This window comes from Winogradskyella sediminis, assembly GCF_003387355.1.
GTDB lineage: Bacteria > Bacteroidota > Bacteroidia > Flavobacteriales > Flavobacteriaceae > Winogradskyella > Winogradskyella sediminis.
This window is the reverse complement of record NZ_QUNH01000002.1, coordinates 165,131-191,009: the sequence shown is the minus strand read 5'-3', so window position 1 is coordinate 191,009 and position 25,879 is coordinate 165,131. Positions and strand designations below refer to the sequence as shown.

The 25,879-nt window shown below is 35.2% G+C and carries 16 protein-coding genes; 12 read left to right on the top strand and 4 right to left on the bottom strand.

Going from position 1 to position 25,879, the window contains the following annotated elements:
- Nucleotides 1-16 precede the first annotated feature (16 nt).
- The 3 genes from C8N41_RS08125 (at nucleotide 17) to purL (ending at nucleotide 6,932) form a co-directional block, all read left to right on the top strand.
- Nucleotides 17-1,804 carry an endonuclease gene (locus C8N41_RS08125; RefSeq protein ID WP_115838914.1) on the top strand — a complete coding sequence of 596 codons (1,788 nt, stop codon included), beginning with the start codon at nucleotides 17-19 and terminating at the stop codon, nucleotides 1,802-1,804.
- A 205-nt stretch (nucleotides 1,805-2,009) separates the two neighbouring features.
- Complete coding sequence (locus C8N41_RS08120) at nucleotides 2,010-3,098, top strand: endonuclease (RefSeq protein WP_115838913.1); 1,089 nt, start codon at nucleotides 2,010-2,012, stop codon at nucleotides 3,096-3,098.
- Between the two features lie 162 nt (nucleotides 3,099-3,260).
- Nucleotides 3,261-6,932, top strand: coding sequence for a phosphoribosylformylglycinamidine synthase (purL, locus tag C8N41_RS08115; RefSeq protein WP_115838912.1), 3,672 nt, complete (start codon nucleotides 3,261-3,263; stop codon nucleotides 6,930-6,932).
- A 62-nt stretch (nucleotides 6,933-6,994) separates the two neighbouring features.
- On the opposite strand, the gene C8N41_RS08110 is transcribed toward purL, so the two are convergent.
- Nucleotides 6,995-9,625 carry a chondroitinase-B domain-containing protein gene (locus C8N41_RS08110; RefSeq protein WP_115839523.1) on the bottom strand — a complete coding sequence of 877 codons (2,631 nt, stop codon included), beginning with the start codon at nucleotides 9,623-9,625 and terminating at the stop codon, nucleotides 6,995-6,997.
- Nucleotides 9,626-9,878: 253 nt separating this feature from the next.
- Between C8N41_RS08110 and C8N41_RS08105 the strand changes: the two genes are divergently transcribed.
- The 6 genes from C8N41_RS08105 (at nucleotide 9,879) to C8N41_RS08080 (ending at nucleotide 18,277) form a co-directional block, all read left to right on the top strand.
- A complete protein-coding gene (locus C8N41_RS08105) occupies nucleotides 9,879-11,651 on the top strand; it encodes an AMP-dependent synthetase/ligase (RefSeq protein ID WP_115838911.1) in 1,773 nt (590 codons plus the stop codon).
- Nucleotides 11,652-11,886: 235 nt separating this feature from the next.
- Nucleotides 11,887-12,342, top strand: coding sequence for a MarR family winged helix-turn-helix transcriptional regulator (locus C8N41_RS08100; protein WP_092444008.1), 456 nt, complete (start codon nucleotides 11,887-11,889; stop codon nucleotides 12,340-12,342).
- Nucleotide 12,343: 1 nt separating this feature from the next.
- Nucleotides 12,344-14,752, top strand: coding sequence for a 3-hydroxyacyl-CoA dehydrogenase/enoyl-CoA hydratase family protein (locus tag C8N41_RS08095; protein WP_115838910.1), 2,409 nt, complete (start codon nucleotides 12,344-12,346; stop codon nucleotides 14,750-14,752).
- A gap of 99 nt (nucleotides 14,753-14,851) precedes the next feature.
- Complete coding sequence (locus C8N41_RS08090; RefSeq protein WP_115838909.1) at nucleotides 14,852-16,045, top strand: acetyl-CoA C-acyltransferase; 1,194 nt, start codon at nucleotides 14,852-14,854, stop codon at nucleotides 16,043-16,045.
- A gap of 32 nt (nucleotides 16,046-16,077) precedes the next feature.
- A complete protein-coding gene (locus C8N41_RS08085; RefSeq protein ID WP_115838908.1) occupies nucleotides 16,078-16,425 on the top strand; it encodes a four helix bundle protein in 348 nt (115 codons plus the stop codon).
- A 43-nt stretch (nucleotides 16,426-16,468) separates the two neighbouring features.
- A complete protein-coding gene (locus C8N41_RS08080; RefSeq protein ID WP_092444016.1) occupies nucleotides 16,469-18,277 on the top strand; it encodes an acyl-CoA dehydrogenase family protein in 1,809 nt (602 codons plus the stop codon).
- A gap of 79 nt (nucleotides 18,278-18,356) precedes the next feature.
- Here C8N41_RS08080 and C8N41_RS08075 read toward each other — a convergent pair whose 3' ends face one another.
- Nucleotides 18,357-19,781, bottom strand: a complete 1,425-nt coding sequence (locus tag C8N41_RS08075; protein WP_115838907.1) for a M56/M15 family metallopeptidase — start codon at nucleotides 19,779-19,781, stop codon at nucleotides 18,357-18,359.
- Nucleotides 19,774-20,160 carry a BlaI/MecI/CopY family transcriptional regulator gene (locus C8N41_RS08070; RefSeq protein ID WP_115838906.1) on the bottom strand — a complete coding sequence of 129 codons (387 nt, stop codon included), beginning with the start codon at nucleotides 20,158-20,160 and terminating at the stop codon, nucleotides 19,774-19,776. The genes C8N41_RS08075 and C8N41_RS08070 overlap by 8 nt, the downstream gene beginning before the upstream one ends.
- 115 nt (nucleotides 20,161-20,275) lie before the next feature.
- Here C8N41_RS08070 and C8N41_RS08065 point away from each other — a divergent pair, with 115 nt between their 5' ends.
- From C8N41_RS08065 to C8N41_RS08055, 3 genes are read left to right on the top strand one after another with little or no spacing between them, the layout of a single operon-like run.
- Nucleotides 20,276-21,421: a DUF6265 family protein gene (locus C8N41_RS08065; protein WP_211318189.1), complete on the top strand. Its 1,146-nt coding sequence runs from the start codon at nucleotides 20,276-20,278 to the stop codon at nucleotides 21,419-21,421.
- Nucleotides 21,422-21,434: 13 nt separating this feature from the next.
- A complete protein-coding gene (locus tag C8N41_RS08060; protein WP_115838905.1) occupies nucleotides 21,435-22,781 on the top strand; it encodes a M28 family peptidase in 1,347 nt (448 codons plus the stop codon).
- Between the two features lie 45 nt (nucleotides 22,782-22,826).
- Nucleotides 22,827-24,461 (top strand): M1 family metallopeptidase, encoded by a 1,635-nt coding sequence (locus C8N41_RS08055; protein ID WP_115838904.1) that lies wholly within the window; start codon nucleotides 22,827-22,829, stop codon nucleotides 24,459-24,461.
- A 129-nt stretch (nucleotides 24,462-24,590) separates the two neighbouring features.
- On the opposite strand, the gene C8N41_RS08050 is transcribed toward C8N41_RS08055, so the two are convergent.
- Nucleotides 24,591-25,868 carry a glycosyltransferase gene (locus tag C8N41_RS08050; RefSeq protein ID WP_115838903.1) on the bottom strand — a complete coding sequence of 426 codons (1,278 nt, stop codon included), beginning with the start codon at nucleotides 25,866-25,868 and terminating at the stop codon, nucleotides 24,591-24,593.
- Nucleotides 25,869-25,879: the final 11 nt, after the last annotated feature.

Sequence of the window (25,879 nt, the reverse complement as noted above, 5' to 3'; positions counted from 1 at the left end):
AATTACTACAATATCTATGAAGCATATTTACATTCTATTTTTATTAATTTCAAGTATCGGATTGGCTCAAATCCCTTCCGATTATTATGATAGTGCAGATGGCTTATCTGGTTTTGCATTAAAATCAGAGCTAAAATCTATTATTACTAATGGTCACAACGACCAAGGTTATGATGGATTATATACTGGTTATGCTACTGTATTTATCGACAATATAGAAGAAAGTGGTTATGAAAATGACGGCACCCTTTTAATGTATTATACAGAAAATCCTAACGGCACAGACCCTTACACGTTTACTTTAGGCACAAACCAATGCGGAAATTACAATTCTGAATCCGATTGTTACAACCGTGAGCATTTAGTTCCACAAAGTTCTTTTGGCAGTGCATCTCCAATGAAGAATGATATTCACCATGTGGTCCCAAGTGATGGTTATGCCAATGGTAAAAGAAATAATTTTCCTTTTGGTACTGTGTCATCTGCAACTTGGACATCACTAAATGGATCTCAACTAGGATCAAGTAACGTCACAGGTTATTCTGGTACTGTTTTTGAGCCTATAGACGAATTTAAAGGTGACATTGCTAGAGCGATACTTTACTTTGTAACACGCTATGAAAACAACGTAGATGGTTACTCTAGTTTTGAAATGTTTAACGGCACAGAAAATCAAGCACTAGAAGATTGGGCTATTGATATGTTGTTAGATTGGCACTATAATATCGATCCTGTAGATCAATATGAACGCGATAGAAATGATGCTGCTTTCAACTTTCAAGGTAACGCCAATCCTTTTGTAGACCATCCTGAATATGCTAATATGATTTGGAATCCAACTCCAGATACTGAAGCTCCTTCAACTCCTACCAACTTAGTAGCATCAAATCCTACGAATAGTACTATTGATTTAAGTTGGGATGCATCTACAGACAATATAGGTGTTACAATTTATGATATATATATGGATGGCAATTATGCTTTTAGTGCTAACAATACCTCTGCTACTAAAACAAATTTAATTCCAGGTGTTAACTTTTGTTTTACAGTTGTAGCTAAAGATGCTTCAGGAAATGAATCAGATCCTAGTAATGAATCTTGTGAAACGACTACAAACAATGGAGATAATCCTGATCCAAATTGTATTGACGAAAATTTTGAAAACATAGGAACTTCATCTGGATCTTACTCAAGTGTTACTTGGACAGGTAATGAAGGTCTTACTTGGAATGCAACAGATGCCAGAACAGATCAAACGCTAGATAGTAGAGCCATAACCATTAGAAATGGAATACTAGGACCAACTGATTTTAGTAACATTTCCTTTATAGATAAATTAACTGTTACGACTCAACGCGTTTTTGGAGGCGGTTCTGGAAATTTTGATTTAGTTGTAAATGGCAATGTTGTAGGCACAATACCTTATGGAGACGACCCTGAAACGACAACAATTATGGTTAATGTGAACCCTGTAACATCATTAGTAATTAACAATAATAGTACACCATCTAACAGAGTGATGTTTGATAATTTATCTTGGACTTGTGGTCTACTATCCACACCAGAATACAACTTAGAACATATCACACTTCATCCGAATCCGGTTAAAAATGAATTGACTATAGGTTTAAAATCTAATATTACTACTAATATTGAAATTTTTGATATTCTCGGAAAACGTGTTTTAAGGCAGCGCATTTCTAAAACAAGCGGCATAAATGTTACCGATTTAAGAACGGGCATTTATATTGTAAAAATGACACAAGGTGATTCTACAATCACAAAAAAACTTATAAAACAATAAGCATATAAGTTAATAATAGAATAAAAAAAGCAGCTAGAGTAGCTGCTTTTTTTATTTAAAATCATCATTATCAAAGTTTAAAACAGCACGATGTAGAAGGAGTTAAAATACATATCTAATCTCTATTTTTATTTACCTTTGCTCTAAATAATTTTAAGAATTCTCATCTATAGATTCTTATATCATTTAAAAAAATTAATTATTAATGAAACACTTTTACACTTTTATATTAGCATTTGTAACCTCATTTGCATTTGCGCAACTTACACCACCAACAGCATTAGAAACTTACTATAATAGCGTTGATTTTTCAGCAACCGGAATAGCTTTAAAAAATGATTTAATTGACCTTACCGAAGATAAACATGTTAATTATTTAAGCTATAGCGATGTTTGGGAAGCGTCTAGAGTTACAGATTTAGATCCTAATAATTCTAATAATGTAATTTTACTTTATGGTTACAATAATACAGACGGTGATATTACTACGGACAGAAGTCGTAGTAAATATGATAACGGAGGAGGCGTTGGAGATTGGAACAGAGAACATGTATACCCAAAATCTTTAGGAAACCCTAATTTAGGTACCTCTGGCCCTGGCTCTGATGCTCAAATGTTGCGTCCTAGCGATGTACAGAGAAATGGACAACGAGGAAGTTTAAAGTTTTCTGATAAGAATGCTGGTGCGTTTGCTAACGGTGAATCGGGCAACTCCAACGGAGGTTGGTATCCAGGTGACGAATGGAAAGGCGATTGTGCCAGAATCATAATGTATATGTACATTCGTTATGGAGAACGTTGTTTACCTACAGGTGTTGGTACTGGTAGCAGTGCTTCTACGCCTGATGATATGATTGATCTGTTTTTAAAATGGAATGCTGAAGACCCTGTAGTTGAAGGTGGTATTGAGGATGAAAGAAACACCTACCATGGAAACCTTTCCAATGAGTTTGCACAAGGCAACCGAAACCCTTTTATTGACAACCCGTATTTAGCGACTGTTATTTGGGGAGGTCCTGCAGCACAAAACCGATGGGAAGACCTATCTGTTGTAACCCCTCAGCTAGATGGTATTGAAATGTTTCCTAATCCGGTAAACGGCAACGAAGTTACTATTCTTTCTAACCATGATATTACGGTAGAAGTATATGATATTTTAGGAAAAAAAGTGACGGTTCAAAACATCACATCAAACCAATCTAAATTAAATATTTCTACCTTAACTAAAGGTGTATATATCGTAAAATTAAATTCTAAGATTGGAACACAGACTAAACGATTAATTAAACAATAAGCAATAGTTCATATCGTATTAAAGCGGCTCTAAGAGTCGCTTTTTTTTATGTTCAAAACATCGTGAACAACTCCCAATTTTCAATACATATTTATGAGTTAAATCACATTTAAAAAAAGTAAATTTGCATTTTACTAAACACAACTCAAATACATCGTATAAATGATTCATTTCTTCGGAAACCAAAACAGCAAGGTATTTGCTGTTCAAGCAACAAAAGAATTATCAACAGCAACCATTTCAAAATTGACATGGTTATTTGGCGACCAACCAAAACTAGAACAAGCATCTCTCGATGCTTTTTTTGTTGGACCAAGAGCCGCAATGATCACTCCTTGGAGTACCAATGCCGTTGAAATCACTCAAAACATGGGAATTTCAGATATCTTAAGAATTGAAGAATTTACTTCAGTTACTAAAGATTTCAATGACTACGACCCTATGATTTCTGAAAAATACAAAGGGTTAAGTCAAGATGTGTTTGATATAGATATTCAGCCTCAGGCGATTGTAAATATCGAAAATATTTCAGAATACAATCAACAAGAAGGCTTATCACTCAGCGATGAGGAAGTCGCCTACTTAGAAAGTGTTTCTAAAAAGATAGAACGTCCTTTAACCGATTCTGAAGTTTTTGGGTTCTCACAAGTCAACTCAGAACACTGTCGGCACAAAATTTTTAATGGCACATTTGTAATTGATGGAGAAGAAAAAGAAACGTCGTTATTCAAACTTATAAAAGAAACATCGAAACAACATCCTAACGATATTGTTTCGGCATATAAAGACAACGTCGCCTTTATAAAAGGACCTGTTGTTGAGCAATTTGCACCAAAACGTGCGGATGTTCCAGATTACTATACAACTAAAAATTACGAATCTGTAATTTCATTAAAAGCAGAAACCCACAATTTCCCAACAACTGTTGAGCCATTTAATGGCGCAGCAACAGGTTCTGGAGGTGAAATTAGAGATCGATTGGCTGGTGGAAAAGGGTCTTTACCATTAGCCGGAACTGCGGTTTACATGACCTCATACTCACGTTTAGAAGAAGAACGTCCTTGGGAAAAAGCATTTCCTGAGCGAAAATGGCTATACCAAACTCCAATGGATATCCTAATTAAAGCTTCTAACGGAGCTTCGGATTTTGGTAATAAATTTGGACAACCACTTATCTGTGGATCGGTTTTAACTTTTGAGCATCAAGACCAAAATGGCAAACTAGGCTACGACAAAGTTATTATGCAAGCTGGTGGTATTGGATACGGAAAAGCTGAACAAGCTATAAAAGACACACCTCAAGAAGGAGATAAAATTGTCATTCTTGGTGGTGATAATTATCGCATTGGTATGGGAGGGGCTGCCGTGTCTTCTGCAGATACTGGTGAATTTGCATCAGGTATTGAGTTAAACGCGGTACAACGTTCTAATCCTGAAATGCAAAAACGTGCCGCAAACGCTGTTCGTGGTATGGTAGAAAGCGAGGATAATTTTATCGTATCTATTCACGATCATGGTGCTGGTGGACACCTCAACTGTTTATCTGAACTTGTTGAAGATACAGGAGGAAACATAGATTTAGATAAACTACCTGTTGGAGATCCTACGTTATCTGCAAAGGAAATTATTGGTAACGAATCTCAGGAACGTATGGGATTAGTTATTGCTGATGAACATATTTCTACCTTACATAAAATTGCAGATAGGGAGCGTTCTCCTATTTATGATGTTGGTGAAGTAACAGGAAAACACCGTTTTACTTTTGAATCGAAATCTACTGGTGAAAAACCTATGGATTTAGCCTTGGAAGACATGTTTGGAAGTTCGCCAAAAACCATAATGAATGATGTTACGGTTGAAAAAGAATATTCAGGAATTTCATATAATACTAAAAAATTCTACGACTATTTAGACCAAGTTTTACAACTAGAAGCTGTCGCCTCTAAAGATTGGTTAACAAATAAAGTAGACCGCTGTGTTGGTGGTAAAGTGGCCAAACAACAATGTGTTGGTCCTTTACAAATTCCTTTAAATAATGTTGGAGTAATGGCACTCGATTTTAAAGGTAAAGAAGGAATTGCAACCTCTATTGGGCACTCTCCTATTTCAGGATTAATTAATCCGGAAGCAGGAAGTAGAAACTCTATTGCAGAAGCGTTAACTAATATTGTTTGGGCACCTTTAAAAAATGGATTAAAAAGTGTTTCACTTTCTGCTAATTGGATGTGGCCTTGTAAAAATGAAGGTGAAGACGCTCGTTTGTATGAGGCTGTAAAAGCAGTTTCAGAATTTTCAATCGACTTAGGTATTAATGTACCAACAGGAAAGGATTCGCTTTCTATGAAACAAAAATATCCGGATGGTGACGTGATTTCTCCTGGTACAGTCATTATTTCTGCAGCTGCAAATTGTAATGATATCACCAAAGTTGTAGAGCCTGTTTTTCAAAAAGAAAAAGGGTCTATCTATTACATCAACCTTTCTCAAGATTCTTATGAATTAGGTGGTAGTTCATTTGCACAAATCAATAATAAAATCGGAAATACCACACCAAATATTAAAAGTGCAGCTTACGTAAAAACAGTATTTAATACGATTCAAGATTTAATAAAAGACAATCAAATTGTTGCTGGACATGACGTGGCTTCCGGTGGATTGATTACCACTTTATTAGAAATGTGCTTTGCAGACACTCAATTAGGAGCTGAATTAAATTTAACAGAAATCAACGAAAGTGATTCGTTTAAAATTTTATTTGCAGAAAATGCAGGTATTGTTTTCCAATCTGTTGACAATACTATAGAAGCTAAATTAGCGGATGCCAATATTGAATTCTATAATATTGGACGCGTAATGGAAAATGATGTTTTAGGCATTATTAATGGTAACGACGTCTTTACAATGACGGTATCAAAATTGCGAGATACGTGGTTTAAAACTTCTTACCTACTCGACCAAAAGCAAACTGCTAACGGCTTGGCTAAAGATCGATTTGATAACTATAAGCATCAAGCTTTAAATTTTAATTTCCCAAATCATTTTACAGGCCAACTAAATGATAGTGTGGGCACACCTCAACTAAGACCTAAAGCAGCTATACTTAGAGAAAAAGGTTCTAATTCTGAACGCGAAATGGCAAATGCAATGTATTTAGCTGGGTTTGACGTGAAGGATGTACATATGACAGATTTAATTTCTGGCAGAGAAACCCTTGAAGATATTCAGTTTTTAGGAGCTGTTGGTGGATTTAGTAATTCGGATGTTTTAGGTTCTGCCAAAGGTTGGGCCGGATCTATAAAATACAATGAGAAAGCCAATAAGGTGATTAACAATTTCTTTAAGCGTGAAGACACCCTTTCTGTTGGTATTTGTAATGGATGTCAGTTAATGATGGAGCTCGATTTAGTAAATCCGGATCATGAGGTTCACGGAAAAATGACTTACAACGATTCACATAAACATGAAAGTGGTTTTACATCGGTTAAAATTCAAGAGAATAATTCTGTAATGCTTTCTAGTTTAGCAGGCAGTACCTTAGGGGTTTGGATTTCTCATGGTGAGGGTAAATTTAGCCTTCCTTATTCTGAAGAAAACTATAATATTGTAGGGAAATATGGCTATTCTGAATACCCAGCTAATCCTAACGGTTCAGATTTTAATACGGCAATGTTAGCTGATAAAACAGGAAGACATTTAGTAACCATGCCACATATTGAACGTTCTATTTTTCAATGGAATTGGGCACATTATCCTGCAGGTAGAAAAGATGAAGTTTCACCGTGGATAGAAGCGTTTGTGAATGCAAGATTATGGATTGAAAAAAATAATCTCTAAGTAAGAAAAAGGGCTTTTTAAATTGAAAAGCCCTTTTTTATTTAAATAAATATTGTCTCTATTTACTTAGAAATGATAATAGCTTTAGACATATACTTATCATCTGAACTAGATAATTTTAAAATATAATTACCGCTCATTACTTTTGATAAATCAAGAGTAAATAAAGAATTAACAGTTTCTGTCTGCCCATTTAAAATTAAACGACCATCAACACTAAAGAGTTTGTAAGATTCAATATAAGCATCGTTGTGCAATTTTATATTTAAGAGACCTTGAGTCGGATTTGGATAAATTGAAATGGTATTTTCTAAATCTACATCACTAACCGATAACACTTCTGAGCCAAAAAACTCAACTTCACCAACGGCTGTCCAGACACTTTCTCTAGAGTCACCTGCGCTATTAAACCGTCCGTAGCCTAATAATTTCACATAACGTGCATCGACTTCAACTTCGTAAAGGTTAAATTCAGTTGTGTTAGTTGCCGACAGAAGCAAATCTCCAGAAGTAGGTAATACCATTGTAAAATCTGCATCTTCTGTTCCTGTTGTTGATACTAAAAACTGAATACCAAATGGATCTGATTTATTGGTGGTATTAAACTGTATTAAATTCAATGTATGCATGCTGCCCAAATCATAAATAATATACTCACCATCACCTTTGTAGTCATCAATCAAAATATCACCATCATCTGCTGCCCAAACAGAACTCATATCTTTATCTAAGGTATTACTAGCATAGTTAAATTTGTCGACTCCATTTACTTCTTCTTTAGAAAAAGCATGAATTGTAACCGGATCTTCTCCTTCAATACCAGTATTAATAAGATCATATAAATCTGTTAAATCGGCACCATTCTGAGTAATATTCAATTGTCTTATGATACTACTTTCACCCGATGTTTGTGTAAAGGTAACCGAGCCATTTCTAACACTCGTATCTGTATTTTCGGTAACGCTTACAGACACCGTAGCATCACCTGTACCGGAACTAGGATCTATAGAAATCCATGCGTCATTAGAAACAGCAGTCCAACTGACATTGGCATTTACAGTGACATCGTAATTATCGGCTTCTGGATTAAGGTCAGACAAACCACTTACCGTTAATGATTCCGGAATTTCAACAGTACAGTCACCATCTAAAATACTGTCCCCAAAATTATTTAAGAAACATGCTCCAATACCTTGCCCTACCATATCATCAGTTACAGGTTCATATACACCCATATCAGCACCAACACCAGTAATTCCTGTACCAGAAAATGTAAAAATTTCACCCACTGCTGTAGCAAGTATACCTAAATCTTCAGAAAAACCAGCGTTTGTCTCACCAAGAGAAGCGCCTGCATAGACATTTCCTGAGTAATCCAAATTAGTTCCTAGATCTGCATATGAGTTTTCCGTATCACCCGTAATAATATCACTTACATTGGCGTTCCCTGTGGTAAAAAAGATTAGGTTGTTAGAAACTGTCCCTGTAGGATCAGTAGAACCTTTATCCGTATTATAGTATAAGGGAGCATTGGTATTAATTATAGTGTTGTTAGAGACATTTATATTTTCAACCTTTTGATAAGAACTCGATGTATTATCTGAAGTGCAAGGCACTGCATTACTAGCGCTGCCACCTAAAAAAGTTATACCATTATTCCATTTAGCCTGATCTATAACTGTTATACAGTCTTGAATATAATTATTGGTAATGTTATGTTCACTATCCACAATTCTAATTCCACCTGTACCATCAACATTTTCTCCTAAAAAGTAATTACCATCTACTGTAGCATTAGAGCCATGTCTAAGTACCAGTGACCCTCTACTTCTTCTAAAAGTATTATTAATATAAGAGTTGTTTTTACTTTTGTTTGTGATAATTTCATTTTCACCATCCGCCTGAACAAAATAGTTGTTACTGACCATTACACTACTATCTACATTTTGATAAGAACTTGTACCGATACGTATGGTTTCACTGTCTCCAGCATTGGTTAAGTTAGCATCAATTTTTTCGTAATTATAGAAATAGTTATTACTAATGGTATGCCCAACGATATCGCAACTCGTATTTATCTCAGGTTCGCCATCATCTACAGGAGGATAAGCGTTATACGCCAATTCTACAAGCACCATATTTCCAGAATTAGATTTATTCATAAAAGAACAATTAATTACAGTATTATAAGTGCCGTATAACATCACCCAATTGTGCTTCTTGCTTTGTCCCTCAACCTGATCAGACGGATCAACCGTTAAGCCATTCATTGCACAATTTTGAATTGTACTGTGGTTGGCGTAATCTTCACCATCTCTAAATTCAATCACCACACTAGATCCATAACCGCCTTGCCAATAAAACCCATCGACAATGACATGGTCACCTCCAATACTCATTCTTAAACCACCTGTAAATTTTACGCCACCAGGTGTTTCTGCTCTAAAGGTAATAGGCATATCTGCAGTACCTGTAGTAGGAGAAAATTTAATTCTTTCGTCTGTATCATAGATACCATCAGCTAAAATAACCGTATCACCCGGAGCGAGTGTTTCAAATAAATCATTGATAACATCGATATCATCAAGGTCATCAACCATATGTGTTTCTTGAGAGAACACGCTAAATGTAGACAGTAAAAGTAAACTTACCGCTATAAAAAAGACAGTCTTTAAGGTGTAAATTGTTTTCATTTGAATATTGATTATTAATTTATAAATTGGTTTACCAATCTGGTTAACCAAATATATAAAAAAATAATATTGTATCAATAAAAAAAGACATCTATTATTGCACTTTTCTAAAATCTGTAACTAAATTTATAAGATTATGATAACCCGTTTTCATATTATCAATTATTTTACATCAACAATCCTAATTTTATATTTTTTAAGTTTAAATTTTATATTTTCGTAATATCTCTATACTAAATAAGCTCCTATTAATATGACTGAAGTAACACGTCTTTTTGATTTTCCATATTACCAATTAAAACACAAACCAAATTCTAAAGCTCTAGTTACCAAATACAATGGTAAATGGGAAGCTATATCAACTCAAGAATACATAGATAAATCAAATGCGATTAGTAGAGCTTTATTGCGTTTAGGGGTTAAAAAGGACGATAAAATTGCAGTGATTTCTTCTACCAATAGAACAGAATGGAATATTATGGATATCGGAGTGCTACAACTTGGCGCCCAAAATATTCCTATTTATCCAACCATAAGCGCTGATGATTACGAATATGTTTTAAACCATAGTGAGTCTATTTATTGTTTTGTATCTGATGTAGAAGTCCTTAACAAGGTGCGAAAAGTACAAGCGAATACGAGTATTAAAGAGGTCTATTCATTTGATCACATTGAGGGTTGTAAACACTATTCTGAATTATTAGAACTTGGAAAAGATGACAGCAATCAACCTGAAGTTGAGTTGAGAAAAGATGCTGTAAAGTCTACTGATTTAGCTACAATTATTTATACCTCAGGAACTACCGGAAAACCCAAAGGTGTTATGCTCTCCCACTGGAATATTACAAGTAACGCCCTAGATAGTTCACCTAGAGTTCCATTAAAAAAAGGAGAGACACGTGTACTGAGTTTCTTACCTATTTGCCACATCTTTGAGCGTCTGTTAATCTATGTTTATCAATATTCTGGCGCCTCTATATATTTTGCAGAAGGCATAGATAAAATTGGTGAAAACGCTCAAGAAATAAAACCTAATTTAATGAGTGTTGTACCACGATTATTAGAAAAGGTATTCGACAAAATAATGCTTAAAGGAGATGAATTATCTGGTATAAAAAAAGCGCTATTTTTTTGGGCAGTAAGTCTGGGAGAACGCTGGAAACCATATGGTGCCAACGGAGCTTGGTATGAATTTCAATTAAAAATTGCGAATAAACTTATTTTTAGCAAATGGCGCGCAGCACTTGGTGGAGAATTAGGAACTATGGTCTCTGGAAGCGCAGCATTACAACCTAGGTTAGCCAGAATTTTTGGTGCTGCTAAAATGAGAGTTATGGAAGGCTATGGTCTTACAGAAACGTCTCCGGTGGTTGCAGTTGGTTTATATAGAGATCATATGTATAGAGTGGGAACAGTTGGTAAACCTATAGATAACGTAGAAGTGAAAATTGCAGACGATGGAGAACTTTTAATAAAAGGGCCTAATGTAATGTTGGGTTATTATAAAGATCCTGAAAGAACTGCAGATGTCATGACGGACGACTTTTTCCATACAGGAGATAAAGGAGAAATTGATAGTGATGGTTTCTTAAAAATTACAGGACGAAAAAAGGAAATGTTTAAAACCTCTGGTGGTAAATATGTTATTCCACCCCTTTTAGAAAACGACATGAAACAATCGCTTTTTATTGAACAAATTATGGTAGTAGGTGAAGGAGAAAAAATGCCAGCAGCTTTAATTCAACCTAATTTTGACTTTATACGAGATTGGATTGACCTCAAACAAAATAACGTTGGTAAAACAGATGCCGAAATTGCAAGCTCTGAAATTGTAATTCAACGCATTCAAAAAGAAGTTGACAAATACAATAAGCACTTTGGAAAATGGGAGCAAATAAAACGTTTTGAGTTGACACCAGATGTATGGTCTATCGATGGAGGACACCTGACTCCAACGCTAAAAATGAAACGCAAAATCATTAAAGAGATTTATCAAGATCTATATGATAAAATTTATCGCTCATAAATAGATTATTGTAAATAAATACAGCATCCTTTTTTTATCTAAATTTTAAGGTTAGGTTAAGAATTTTATTTTAAAACGCTTCCTTAAAAATATCATTTTCGCAATAAACACAGCTAAAAACTTATGTTTTCTAAACTTTAACACTAGTTTTTTTAACTATCACTAATTATTATTTTTTCATTTTATTATGCGTGCATAGTAATTTTTTCTTATCTTTGATTCTCAAATCAAAATAATGAAAGATAAAACCATTGACTATGTCCTTAGAACCACATGGTTAGCAGTTAATAAAATGTACAATGAAGAAGCGTCTGAATTTGGGACTACAATGGCTACTGGGTTTGCCTTATTAAGTATTGACCCAGAGAAGGGAACACCTTCTACATCATTGGGACCTAAAATGGGCATGGAAGCAACAAGCCTCTCAAGAACACTAAAAACAATGGAAGCCAAAGGCTTAATAGAACGCAAACCAAATCCTGAAGATGGACGTGGTGTCCTCATTTTCTTAACAGAATTTGGTAAGAAAAAAAGGGATTTATCAAAAGAAAAAGTTCTAACATTTAATGAAACCATTAAAAACAACGTCTCTACCGAAGAACTAGCGCATTTTTATAAAGTTGCAGAAATCATTAATAACATGATTTCAAATAAACAGATATACAATAAAAAAGAACACATTTTAAAATAAGATGAGTAAACGAAGAATAAACAAAATTGCAATTATTGGATCTGGAATTATGGGAAGCGGTATCGCTTGCCATTTCGCCAATATAGGTGTCGATGTTTTATTATTAGACATTGTACCTAGAGAACTAAACGACAAAGAAAAAGCTAAGGGTTTAACCTTAGAAGATAAGGTCGTAAGAAATAGATTAGTAAATGAAGCCTTAGCAGCCTCATTAAAATCAAAACCCTCGCCCATTTACAGTCAAGCATTTGCAAGTAGAATTACAACTGGTAATTTAGAAGATGATATTGCTAAAGTTGCCGATGTCGATTGGATTATGGAAGTGGTTGTAGAACGACTCGATATTAAACAGCAAGTTTTTGAAAAACTAGAACAGTACAGAACTCCTGGTACTTTAATTACCTCTAATACTTCTGGGATTCCAATTAAGTTTATGAACAAAGGACGTAGTGAAGATTTCCAAAAGCATTTCTGCGGTACACACTTCTTTAATCCTGCACGTTATTTAAAGTTGTTCGAAATCATTCCAGGACCTCATACAGATCAAGAAGTTTTAGACTTCCTAAATGAATATGGTGAAAAATTCTTGGGTAAAACTTCTGTTATTGCCAAAGACACCCCAGCTTTTATAGGAAACAGAATTGGTATTTTCAGCATTCAAAGTTTATTTCACACCGTTAAGGATTTAGACCTAACGATTGAAGAAGTTGATAAATTATCTGGCCCTGTGATTGGTCGTCCAAAATCTGCAACCTTCCGTACCGTTGATGTGGTTGGCTTAGATACTTTGGTTCATGTTGCAAACGGAATTAGAGAAAACTGTCCTAATGACGAACGGTTGGCACTATTTGAATTACCAGATTTCATCAATACCATGATGGAAAATAAATGGTTAGGTAGTAAAACAGGACAAGGGTTTTATAAGAAAACTAAAAACGATAAAGGCAAAACCGAAATTCTATCTTTAGATCTTAATACGTTAGAATACAGAGAAAAGAAACGTGCCAAATTTGCAACTTTAGAACTCACAAAAACGATTGATAAAGTTGTAGATCGTTTTAAAGTCTTAATTAAAGGAAAAGATAAGGCAGGTGAGTTTTACAGAAAAAGTTTTACGGCACTATTCGCTTACGTCTCAAATCGAATTCCTGAAATATCAGATGAGCTTTACAAAATTGATGATGCCATGAAAGCTGGTTTCGGATGGGAACACGGTCCTTTCCAAATTTGGGATGCTATTGGTGTAGAACAAGGAATAGCGTTAATGAAAGCTGAAGGTTTAGAGCCTGCTGCTTGGGTTAACGACATGATTGCTGCTGGTCACAAGTCCTTTTATACGGTAAAAGATGGAGCTTCTTATTATTATGATATTCCTTCTAAAACACACACAAAAATTCCTGGTCAAGACAGTTTCATCATCTTAGATAATATCAGAAAAACAAATGAAGTCTTTAAAAATTCTGGTGTCGTTATCGAAGATTTAGGTGATGGTATCCTAAACGTAGAATTCCAATCTAAAATGAATACGATTGGAGGCGACGTTCTTGCTGGTTTAAATAAAGGGATTGATTTGGCCGAAAAAGATTTTGCTGGATTAGTCGTTGGAAACCAAGGAGCAAACTTCTCTGTAGGTGCAAACATCGGCATGATTTTTATGATGGCTGCTGAGCAAGAGTATGATGAACTCAATATGGCTATCAAATATTTCCAGGACACCATGATGCGTATGCGCTACTCTTCTATCCCAACAATTTCTGCTCCACACGGCATGGCTTTAGGTGGCGGTTGTGAATTATCATTACACGCCGATAAAGTAGTTGCAGCGGCAGAAACTTACATGGGACTCGTAGAATTTGGTGTTGGTGTGATTCCTGGTGGTGGAGGTTCAAAAGAAATGGCTCTAAGAGCTTCTGACACCTTTAAAAAAGGAGATGTTCAACTCAATGTATTGCAAGAATATTTCTTAACCATTGGTATGGCTAAAGTGTCAACTTCTGCTTACGAAGCTTTCGATTTAGGGCTGCTTCAACAAGGAAAAGATATTGTAGTTGTTAACAAAGACCGTCAAATAGCCGTGGCAAAACAACACGCTAGATTAATGGCAGATATGGGCTACACACAACCTGTAAAACGAGATGATGTTTTAGTACTCGGTAAACAAGCACTGAGTATGTTTATGGTTGGTACAGACTCTATGGAAGCCTCTAATTATATTAGTGAACACGATAGAAAAATCGCTAATAAATTAGGTTATGTAATGGCTGGTGGTGACTTATCGGAACCAACAAAAGTTAACGAACAATATTTATTGGATTTAGAGCGCGAAGCTTTCTTAAGTTTATGTACAGAACGCAAAACATTAGAACGTATTCAACACATGCTAACCAAAGGAAAGCCGTTACGTAATTAGAAATGACTTCATCGTTTGCCTATAGCCTTTAGCTGTTGGCAATGTGAATTAAACATTATAATGCTAATAGCCCAGAGCTACTAGCCAAAAGCATAAAATATGAAAACAGCATATATAGTAAAAGCATACAGAACCGCGGTTGGTAAAGCACCAAAAGGCGTGTTCCGTTTTAAAAGAACAGATGAATTGGCCGCTGAAACCATCAAATATATGATGAAAGAATTGCCAAATTTAGATCCTAAGCGTATCGACGATGTTATTGTTGGTAATGCCATGCCCGAGGGCTCTCAAGGTTTAAACATGGCACGTTTAATCTCATTAATGGGATTAGATGTTGTAGATGTTCCCGGTGTCACGGTGAACCGTTTTTGCTCTTCAGGAGTTGAGACTATAGGTATGGCCACAGCAAAAATTCAAGCAGGAATGGCCGATTGTATCATTGCGGGTGGTGCAGAAAGCATGAGTGCTGTGCCAATGACAGGGTTTAAGCCCGAATTGAATTACGATGCTATCGTAAAAAATGGCCATGAAGATTATTATTGGGGCATGGGAAATACCGCTGAAGCTGTCGCTCAAAAATTCAACGTCTCTCGTGAAGACCAAGATGAATTCGCCTACAATTCGCATATGAAAGCCTTGAAAGCACAAGCCGAAGATCGTTTTCAAGATCAGATTGTTCCTATTGAAGTGGAACAAACTTATATTGATGCTAATGGCAAAAAAGCCACAAAATCATACACGGTAACAAAAGATGAAGGTCCTCGAAAAGGTACAAATCTTGAAGCTTTAGGAAAACTAAGAGCTGTATTTGCTGCAGGAGGGAGTGTAACTGCTGGTAACTCATCTCAGATGAGTGATGGTGCTGCCTTTGTCATGGTAATGAGTGAAGATCTGGTAAAAGAATTAGGTTTAGTACCTATTGCAAGAATGGTCAACTATGCTGCTGCCGGTGTTGAACCTCGTATCATGGGAATCGGACCAGTTAAAGCAATTCCAAAAGCCTTAAAACAAGCCGGTTTAAAACAAGACGATTTAGCTTTAATTGAACTAAATGAAGCCTTTGCGTCACAATCCTTAGCCGTCATTAGAGAATTAGATCTTAACCCTGATATTATCAATGTCAATGGAGGTGCCATTGCACTTGGGCATCCTTTAGGATGTACAGGAGCCAAATTATCGGTACAATTGTTTGATGAAATGCGTAAGCGCGACATGACCGGACAATACGGAGCAGTAACCATGTGTGTTGGTACAGGACAAGGAGCTTGTGGGATTTTTGAATTCCTAAATTAGAATCAAGATTAGTAGAATCTAGAACCAAGACTATGCACAATTTTAAAAAATTGGAAATTTGGAATGAAAGCATGGATTTAGTTTCAGAATCATATAAGATCACTCGAAGTTTTCCAGAGTTTGAAACGTATGGGCTAATCAATCAAATGAATAGATGTGCAATTTCAATCCCCTCGCATATATCAGAAGGAACAAGTAAAAGTTCAAATAAGCATTTTGCTAATTATCTAGAACATAGTTTAGGTTCTGCTTTTGAATGGGAAACACAACTGAATGTCGCTTTTAATGAAAGTTATATTTCAGAAGAAAAATTTAAAGAATTAGAAAACAAAATAAAACAAATACAAAAAATGATTTCAAGTTTCAAATCAGGACTATAATAGTCTAGGACCTTGGTTCTTGTATCTAATAATCTAATAAAACATGGCAACAGAAGAAAAAGACATTTTAAGAGGAGGACAATTCCTAGTAAAAGAAACAAATTGTGAAGATGTGTTTACTCCTGAAGATTTTTCAGAAGAACAAACCATGATGAAAGAATCCGTAATGGAATTCAACGAACGCGAAATTATTGCACACAAACCAAGGTTTGAAGCAAAAGATTACGCGTTAACCGAAGAAGTAATGCGAAAAGCTGGTGAAATGGGCTTTTTAGGAGTTGCAGTTCCTGAAGCTTATGAAGGTTTAGGAATGGGATTCGTCTCTACCGTATTAACCTGCGATTACATTTCATCTGGTACAGGCTCTTTTAGTACCGCTTTTGGTGCGCACACAGGTATTGGTACCATGCCAATTACCTTGTATGGAACCGAAGAACAAAAACAAAAATACGTCCCAAAATTAGCTACTGGTGAGTGGTTTGGTGCGTATTGTTTAACAGAACCTGGTGCAGGATCTGATGCTAATTCTGGTAAAACAACCGCTGAACTTTCTGCCGATGGAAAATCGTATAAAATTAACGGTCAGAAAATGTGGATTTCAAACGCAGGTTTCTGTAGCTTAATGATTGTATTTGCGCGTATTGAAGACGATAAAAACATCACAGGTTTTATTGTTGAATACGACAGTGAAAATCCAAATGGTATTACTTTAGGTGAAGAAGAACACAAACTAGGAATTCGTGCCTCTTCTACACGACAAGTATTTTTTAACGATACCGTTGTTCCTGTAGAAAATATGCTAGCTGGTCGTGGTGAAGGCTTTAAAATTGCAATGAATGCATTAAATGTTGGTCGTATAAAATTGGCCGCCGCTTGTTTAGATTCTCAAAGAAGAATTTTAACCACTGCGGTGCAATATGCTAATGAACGTAAACAATTTAAAACACCTATTGCTAACTTTGGTGCTATTAAAACCAAATTAGCCGAAATGGCGGCAAGTGCCTATGCTGGTGAATCTGCAACTTATAGAGCTGCAAAAAATATAGAAGACAGAATCGCATTACGTGAAGCGGCTGGTAATTCGCATCAAGAAGCAGAATTAAAAGGAGTTGAAGAATACGCGATTGAATGTTCTATCTTAAAAGTTGCGGTATCCGAAGATGTACAGAATTGCGCAGATGAAGGTATTCAAATTTTTGGAGGTATGGGATTCTCTGAAGAAACACCTATGGAAGCCGCTTGGAGAGATGCGCGTATTGCTCGTATATATGAAGGTACCAACGAAATTAATAGAATGTTAACCGTTGGTATGCTCGTAAAAAAGGCTATGAAAGGTCATGTCGATTTATTAGGTCCTGCTCAGAAAGTACAAGAAGAACTAATGGGTATTCCATCATTTGAAACTCCAGATTACACTGAATTATTTTCGGAAGAAAAAGAAATGATTAAGAAGCTTAAAAAAGCATTCTTGATGGTTGCTGGTGGAGCGGTTCAAAAATTTGGACCTCAACTTGAAGAACACCAACAATTACTTATTGCTGCGGCAGATATTTTAATCGAAATCTATATGGCTGAATCTGCCATTTTAAGAACTGAGAAAAATGTAAAACGTACTAGTGAAAAAGAGCAGTCAGCCCAAATAGCGATGTCTAAATTATATTTGTATCATGCGGTAGATATCGTTGAAGAAAAAGGTAAAGAAAGTATTATTTCTTTTGCTGAAGGAGATGAGCAACGTATGATGTTAATGGGACTAAAACGCTTTACGAAATACGCTAATTATCCAGACATAGTAGATCTTCGTATTGAAATTGCTGAAAAAGTTAAAGCAGAAGGAAAATACTGCTTTTAAAAATTAGGTTAAGTTGAAAATGGTTAAAAGCCAATTCTTCCCTTTCATGATTGGGGTTGAATTGGCTTTTTTATTTAACTTATTTAGTTTTTCTTATTTCTAATAAACCGTCGTAAATAGACTGAGCAATTTTCAACTGTTGGTCTTTATCAGTAAGCATTACTCTATTACTTTCATTAGTCATAAAGCCTAATTCTAAGTAGACTCCAGGAACTCTAGTGTTTTTTAAAAGGTAAAATCCTGTTGCTTCCTTTACTCCTCTACTGGAAAAATTATTTAATTGATTCTCAACTAATATGTTAGCATAATCAAGACTAGTTTCAGCAAGTTCATGTTTTGGATTGTAATAAGCTTCTGTTCCTCTGATAGTTTTATCCGTATGAGCATTACTATGTAAACTTAAAAATAAATCTGGTTTTCTGCTGTTTATAAGTTCGACGCGTTCACTTAATTCTAAGAATTCATCATTTTGTCTAGTTAGAACTATGTCAACTTTATCATCGCTTAATGACGCTAGTAAATTTGAAATATTCAATATAATATCCTTTTCACTTACATTATTTGACTTTTGACCAATATCCTTTCCGCCATGACCAGCATCGATAACAACCACAAGAGGTTCTTTTAAGTCCTTATAAGAACTAAAGACAAAGATGCCAGCAAGTAATAAGGTGACAGAAGAAATTTTTAAAGTTTGTTTGAATACTGATGATTTTGATTGATGCAACATAATAATTCGATTTTTGATTTGAATGAAATTAAATCCGCTAGTTAGAGGAACGCGGTATTCCTTTTGTCCTAAATTAATAATAGTGTTTGAATAATTTTCAATGTTAATGCCAGATAACACCGACTTTTCATCGGCAATAAATTCATGGTTTTGTAAAACAGCTTTCTTATACAACCAGATAAATGGATTAAACCAAAAGATGCAACTGAGCAATTCTAAAAGAATGATATCTACAGAATGTAATTCTTCACTATGGACGGTTTCATGAGCAATAATGCTTTTATAATCCTCTCTAGACAACGTGTGCTGTTTAGGAATAAACATATAACTAAAAAAACTAGACACCATATTAGAGTCCTCAATTTTTATTAATTTAAGATGACCTATTATTTCATATTCCAATCTAGTAAGATTGTATATTTGATATAGATTCCTTGAAAATCGAATGATTAATAAAAGAGAAATTAAACCATAAATAATTAAAATTGGATTAACACGATAAGGATTAACAGTTACCTCCTCTCCTATTGTGACATTATCTACAGTATCTATTATAGCGTCTGTCTCTGTAAATTTATCTAACTGAATTTGTGTAATGCTTGGAACGGCTTTAAATAGCTCAAATTCTAAAAATGGAGCCACAAGACATAGCACCAAAGCGCTTAAAAGAAAAAAACGATTAAACTGAAATGTCTTTTGTTTTCTGAGTAACAGAACATAAAGCACATATGAGCAGCCGAGACTAATAATGGTATATACAAAATAACTAATCATTGGCTTTCTTTTGATCCATTTTCTGCTTTAACAACGCTTGAAGTTCCTTTAATTCTTGCATCGATAAATCTGCATTTTTAGTAAAAAATGAAGCAAATTGGGCTTTAGAATCATTAAAAAAATGTTGAATCATACCATTCACTTGTTTCGTAAAATAATCATGCTTCTTAAGAATTGGATAATACTGCTTATCTCTACCTAAACGCTCAAAACCAATATAATTCTTATCGGTCATACGTTTGAGTAACGTAGAAATAGTTGTATAAGCCGGTCTTGGTTCCGGAAATTTTGCAACAATGTCCTTCATAAATCCTTTTTCAAGGATCCACAAATACTTCATGATTTGAAGCTCAGATTTATTCAGTTGTTTTATATCCACAAATATAGTTTTACTACTACAAATGTAGTAATTAAATATTAATACACAAATCCATCTTAAAAATTCTATCTTTATTGTCTCAATTCACATTCAATAATTTTAAGTCAGCTTTAATATGAAATATTTCATACTGTTCTTTTTTATTTTCACAATTTCAGAGGCACAAAACGAAAAATCTTTAACACCTAAACTAGAAAACATTAAATGGATTTCTGGCACATGGCATGGAGAAGCCTTTGGTGGTATTACAGAAGAAATTTGGAGCGAACCTTCTGCAGGTTCCATGATGGCTACTTTTAAATTAATCGTTGAAGGGCAAGTCCAATTTTATGAAATTGAGGTCATCCGAGAGATTGAAAACTCATTAATTCTACAGCTTAAACATTTTGGTTCAGATTTAAAAGGTTGGGAATCTAAAGATGAAACCGTTGATTTTCCGTTAATAGAAATTACAAAAAACAAGGTGGTATTTGAAGGTATGACGTTTGAAAAAATAAGTGCTAATGCCATGAATATACATGTCGCTATTGAAAATAATGGAAACATTGAAACTGTAACATTTCACTACACTAAAGCTTCGAAAAATAAAAAACCACTGAAACAGCTAATTAAAGTTAAGCAAGCCAAAGAAACGATGACCATTGATGGGATCGCTAATGAAACCATTTGGGATAATACTGAGTGGCATCAACTCGATCAACTTTGGTTGGGAGAATCTTACACTGCTGACGATTTTAAGGGACGTTATAAATTATCATGGACTAAAGACGCCCTTTATCTTTTAGCTGAAATTCAAGATGACACTCTTGTTGATACACATAAAGATCCACTAGTGGCATGGTGGGACGATGATTGTTTAGAAATATTTATTGACGAAGACAACAGTGGTGGCGAACATCAGTTTAACCATAATGCCTTTGCTTATCATATTGCCCTTGATGGTAATGTGGTAGACATGTCTCCAAATAAAAAAGGCAAGTTATATAATTCACATATAGAATCTAAACGCCGCGTTACTGCTAACACCACCCTTTGGGAAGTAAAAATAAATATCTATGACGATAGCTATATAGACAATAAGCTGAACAAAGCTAAGACATTACAAGCAAATAAAAATATGGGATTTGCTCTGGCATATTGCGATAACGATTACAGCACAGAACGCGAAAATTTTATAGGCTCTATTCCTGTGGAAGGAAAGGATAAAAATCGCGGTTGGATTGATGCCAATATTTTCGGAACTTTACAACTAATCGATTAATTCCACCACCACTATGAAAATTGCAATCAGCTCAATATTACTATTATTTTGTATCGTTATTGGTGCGCAAACCGATCCTAAAATTTACGACATTATTGCTGCTGTTTCCGAAGAACGTCTAAAAAACGATGTCCAAACCTTAGCCGATTTTGGCACACGGCATACATTAAGTGACACCATTTCGAATACGCGAGGTATTGGCGCAGCAAGACGATGGATAAAATCGGAATTCGAGGCTATTTCTAAAGAATGTAATAATTGTCTAGAGGTGTTTTATCAAAGTAATTTAGTCGAAAAAGGAACCAACCAGCGTATTGTAAAAGATGTTAATGTGGTTAATGTTGTGGCGATTCAACGTGGTACAACATACCCAAATCGTTACATTATAATGAGTGGCGATATAGACTCTAGAGTGTCAGACCCAAACGATTATACCTCAGATGCACCTGGTGCCAATGATAATGCTACTGGTATGGCTGGAGCTATTGAAGCAGCAAGAGTATTGTCTCAATACAAATTTGAAAGCAGTATTGTTTATCTAGGCCTTTCAGGTGAAGAACAAGGACTTTTTGGAGGACAAGGTTTTTCTAAATATGCTAAAGACCAAAATTGGCAAATCATAGGAGTACTTAATAATGATATGATTGGTAATATTGCTGGTGTCGATGGAGTAATTGACAATCGTACCTTCAGAATTTTCTCTGAACCTGTTACCACTGACGAAACCGATCCTATAAAACTAATACAACAAGCCAAAGCTAGACGCTTTTATGGCGGTGAAGTTGATGGTATTTCTCGTCAGTTAGCAAGATACGTTTATACAACAACTAAAACCTACATGCCAGAGATGAACCCTATGATGGTTTATCGTTTAGATCGTTTTGGTCGTGGTGGCCATCATAGACCATTTAACGATCTTGGCTTTGCAAGCATCCGAATTATGGAAGCGCACGAAAACTACACACAGCAACATCAAGATATTAGAACTGAAAATGGCATCGCTTATGGAGATACCTTTGAGCATGTTAACTTTCCGTATTGTAAAAAACTAACCGCTGTAAATACAATTACGATGGCAAGCCTTGCTTCTGCTCCACCAGCTCCAGATCAGGTTGGCATTGGAGGAATTGTAGAAGCCTCTGCTAAACTACAATGGAACACAGTAGAAGGCGCTAAAGGCTATAAAATCTATTGGAGAGATACGACATCACCAACTTGGAATCACAGCCGTTATGTAAAAGATGTCACCGAAATTACCTTAGAAGGCATTGTCATTGATAACTTCTTTTTTGGAGTAGCTGCAGTTGCTGAAAATGGCTATGAAAGTTTAATCACCTTTCCCAACAAAATTTTAAGATAGTTATTCTATCATTCTGAGCAATCAGTAATCTAAACTTCATTCAAAATGCTAAAAAACTACATCGCATTACTATTAATATTGGTTAGCTCTTTACTATCTAATGCACAATTACTTCAAGAAAAAAAGACGTTTACTAAACAAGATACCTTAAGAGGAAGTATTACTCCAGAACGAGCATGGTGGGATCTCACCTATTATCATTTAGATATTGCAGTCCAACCCGACCAAAAATTCATTTCAGGAAAAAACACCATTCAATATACAGTTTTACAACCTCATCAGGTATTACAAATAGACCTGCAAAATCCTATGGTGATTACTAAAGTGCTTCAAGATGGCAAGGCACTAAAAGTGACTCATGAAGGTAATGCACATTTTATCACCTTAAAATCAACTCAAAATAGAGGCAATATAAATACTATCGAAGTCTATTATGAAGGTCACCCAAGAGAAGCAAAAAGAGCACCTTGGGATGGTGGGTTTTCATGGAAAAAAGATAAAAACGGGAAACACTTTATTGCCACTTCTTGTCAGGGTTTAGGAGCAAGTGTATGGTGGCCAAACAAAGACCACATGTACGATGAAGTAGATAGTATGGACATTAGTGTTTCCATACCCAAAGGTCTTATGAATGTTTCTAATGGTAAACTAAAACAAATCGAATCAAACGATAAAACGATCACTACACACTGGACCGTAAAAAACCCCATCAATAATTATGGAGTTAACGTAAATATTGGCGATTATGTTAATTTCTCTGAAGTTTATAAAGGCGAAAAAGGACCTCTAGATCTCGATTATTGGGTGCTTTCTTATAACCTAGAAAAAGCTAAAATACATTTTAAAGATGCTCCAAAAATGATGAAAGCTTTTGAGCATTGGTTTGGGCCTTATCCGTTTTACGAAGACAGTTTTAAACTTGTGGAAGTCCCTTATTTAGGAATGGAACATCAAAGTTCTGTTACCTATGGCAACCACTATAAGCAAGGATATTTAGGAAATGATTTATCTGGAACAGGTTGGGGCTTAAAATTCGATTTTATTATTATTCATGAAGCTGGTCATGAGTGGTTTGCCAATAACATTACCAATAAAGATATTGCAGATATGTGGATTCATGAAGGCTTTACGTCCTATTCTGAAAATCTATTTTTAGATTACTATTACGGCAAAGGCGCTTCTGCAGAATACGTGATTGGGACGCGTAGAAATATTCAAAATGATAGACCTTTAATTGGTGTCTATAACGTTAACCATGAAGGTTCTAGTGACATGTATTATAAAGGAGCCAACATGCTTCATACCCTTAGACAATTGGTTGATGATGATGACAAATGGAGACAAATTCTCCGTGGCTTAAATTCAGAATTTTACCATGAAACAGTGACTACTGAACAAATTGAAGATTATCTGAGTAAGCACACCGCAATGGATTTAGCTCCATTCTTTAATCAGTATTTAAGGTCGACAAAAATCCCAACGTTTGAATATCAACTTGAAAACGGTAAGCTAAAATTTCGTTATATTAATATTGTCGATGGTTTTGCGATGCCAATTCAAGTTGAGATAGATAAACATTCTAAATGGTTATTTCCAAACGCAAAATGGCAAACTAAAACAATAAAATCGGAACGGATTGAGGTGGACAAAAATTTCTATGTACACACTAAAGAAATTTAAAACATTACAAGTTGTGTTTTAGTTTGGCGACCTCCCCAGATTATAAACTTTTAGTTCTCTAATTCACTTAAACAATAGCATTAGGTTTAGTACTAATCCATTCTCCAATATCCATTTCACAATTGCGGTTTATGAATAAATATTAGACTCCATTGTCTGTTGATTTATTGAGCTTTTAAATTTTTCGAGGATGCGTTTAGCAATACCTGTCCAACCAAAATTACGACGAGCAAAACGTGCTCCTTCCACAGACAATTCATTTCTTAAAGAGGGATATAAAAGTGGCATTGCTAACATAGCACCAAATTCTACAGGTCGATGCGGATCTGCAAAAAGCGCTTGATTTCCAAAATCAATTAAATCATATAATCCACCATGAACCGTTACAACGCTAGGCGTACCACAAGCCATAGCTTCAATAGCTACCATTCCAAAGGGTTCGTATCTTGAAGGCATTGCAAATACATGTGCTGCACGGTACACATTTGCTAAATCTTCATCAGCAATATAATTTTTCCATTTAATTTTATCTTGTATTCCTAACTCACTCGCCAATGTTTTCAACTTTTTAATACCTTCTTTATCTTGCTTAGAATCTCCACCTACAGCAGCAACCAATCGTGCTTCAGGACACAAATCAAAAACTGTTGGTAGTGATTTTATAAGTAAATCATAACCTTTATTATGTGCCATTCTTCCTAAGGCTAAAATGTCTGTGGGATGAATATCGTATTTCGCTCTAATTTTGTCCGTCTCTTTAGTTGGCACTGGATAAAAACGATTTTCGTCAATACCAGGTGGCACCATACTACAATTTCGTGGTAGCACATCGTATTGTTGCACCAATAGATCTACCTGAGGTAAGGTTGTTGCAATAACATGATTACACATTTGATACACAAAATATTCTTTTCGAATGCGTTCTTTAAAACGATAAACCTCCTCCATTTTCTTTTCGTCCATATCACTTCCCATAGAATACTGCTTCCACCAACCTAGAGAATGTGGTGTATGGACGTGTGAAATTCCTAATTCTTCGGCTATTTTTTGTCCAGCCCATCCTGCATCCCAATAATGCGAATACACAACATCATATTTTTTACGTTCTTTTTTTATAGCAGCCAAGGTATTGTTCACGAACTTTTTAAGATGATCGTGCATATCTTCTTTACGTATAAACTCTTTACCACCAAAAGGAATACGCCATATACTAAAATTCTCATCGACGTGATCGTATTCTGGCTGATCTTCAAATTGTCTTGTTACTAAATCTACCCTTTTCCCAAGTCGACTAAAACGGTCTGCCAACTCTAAAACATACACCACTTGTCCGCCAGTATCTGGTTTTCCTAATTCGACATTTGCACCTACATAGCCATGTAAGGAGATCATTAATATTGATTTCATAGTATTTAATT

Excerpts from the sequence above, each read along its gene's own strand:
- C8N41_RS08125 (WP_115838914.1), top strand. The coding sequence starts at position 17 with ATGAAGCATATTTACATTCTATTTTTATTAATTTCAAGTATCGGATTG.
- C8N41_RS08120 (WP_115838913.1), top strand. The coding sequence starts at position 2,010 with ATGAAACACTTTTACACTTTTATATTAGCATTTGTAACCTCATTTGCA.
- purL (WP_115838912.1), top strand. The coding sequence starts at position 3,261 with ATGATTCATTTCTTCGGAAACCAAAACAGCAAGGTATTTGCTGTTCAA.
- C8N41_RS08110 (WP_115839523.1), bottom strand. The coding sequence starts at position 9,625 with ATGAAAACAATTTACACCTTAAAGACTGTCTTTTTTATAGCGGTAAGT.
- C8N41_RS08105 (WP_115838911.1), top strand. The coding sequence starts at position 9,879 with ATGACTGAAGTAACACGTCTTTTTGATTTTCCATATTACCAATTAAAA.
- C8N41_RS08100 (WP_092444008.1), top strand. The coding sequence starts at position 11,887 with ATGAAAGATAAAACCATTGACTATGTCCTTAGAACCACATGGTTAGCA.
- C8N41_RS08095 (WP_115838910.1), top strand. The coding sequence starts at position 12,344 with ATGAGTAAACGAAGAATAAACAAAATTGCAATTATTGGATCTGGAATT.
- C8N41_RS08090 (WP_115838909.1), top strand. The coding sequence starts at position 14,852 with ATGAAAACAGCATATATAGTAAAAGCATACAGAACCGCGGTTGGTAAA.
- C8N41_RS08085 (WP_115838908.1), top strand. The coding sequence starts at position 16,078 with ATGCACAATTTTAAAAAATTGGAAATTTGGAATGAAAGCATGGATTTA.
- C8N41_RS08080 (WP_092444016.1), top strand. The coding sequence starts at position 16,469 with ATGGCAACAGAAGAAAAAGACATTTTAAGAGGAGGACAATTCCTAGTA.
- C8N41_RS08075 (WP_115838907.1), bottom strand. The coding sequence starts at position 19,781 with ATGATTAGTTATTTTGTATATACCATTATTAGTCTCGGCTGCTCATAT.
- C8N41_RS08065 (WP_211318189.1), top strand. The coding sequence starts at position 20,276 with ATGAAATATTTCATACTGTTCTTTTTTATTTTCACAATTTCAGAGGCA.
- C8N41_RS08060 (WP_115838905.1), top strand. The coding sequence starts at position 21,435 with ATGAAAATTGCAATCAGCTCAATATTACTATTATTTTGTATCGTTATT.
- C8N41_RS08055 (WP_115838904.1), top strand. The coding sequence starts at position 22,827 with ATGCTAAAAAACTACATCGCATTACTATTAATATTGGTTAGCTCTTTA.
- C8N41_RS08050 (WP_115838903.1), bottom strand. The coding sequence starts at position 25,868 with ATGAAATCAATATTAATGATCTCCTTACATGGCTATGTAGGTGCAAAT.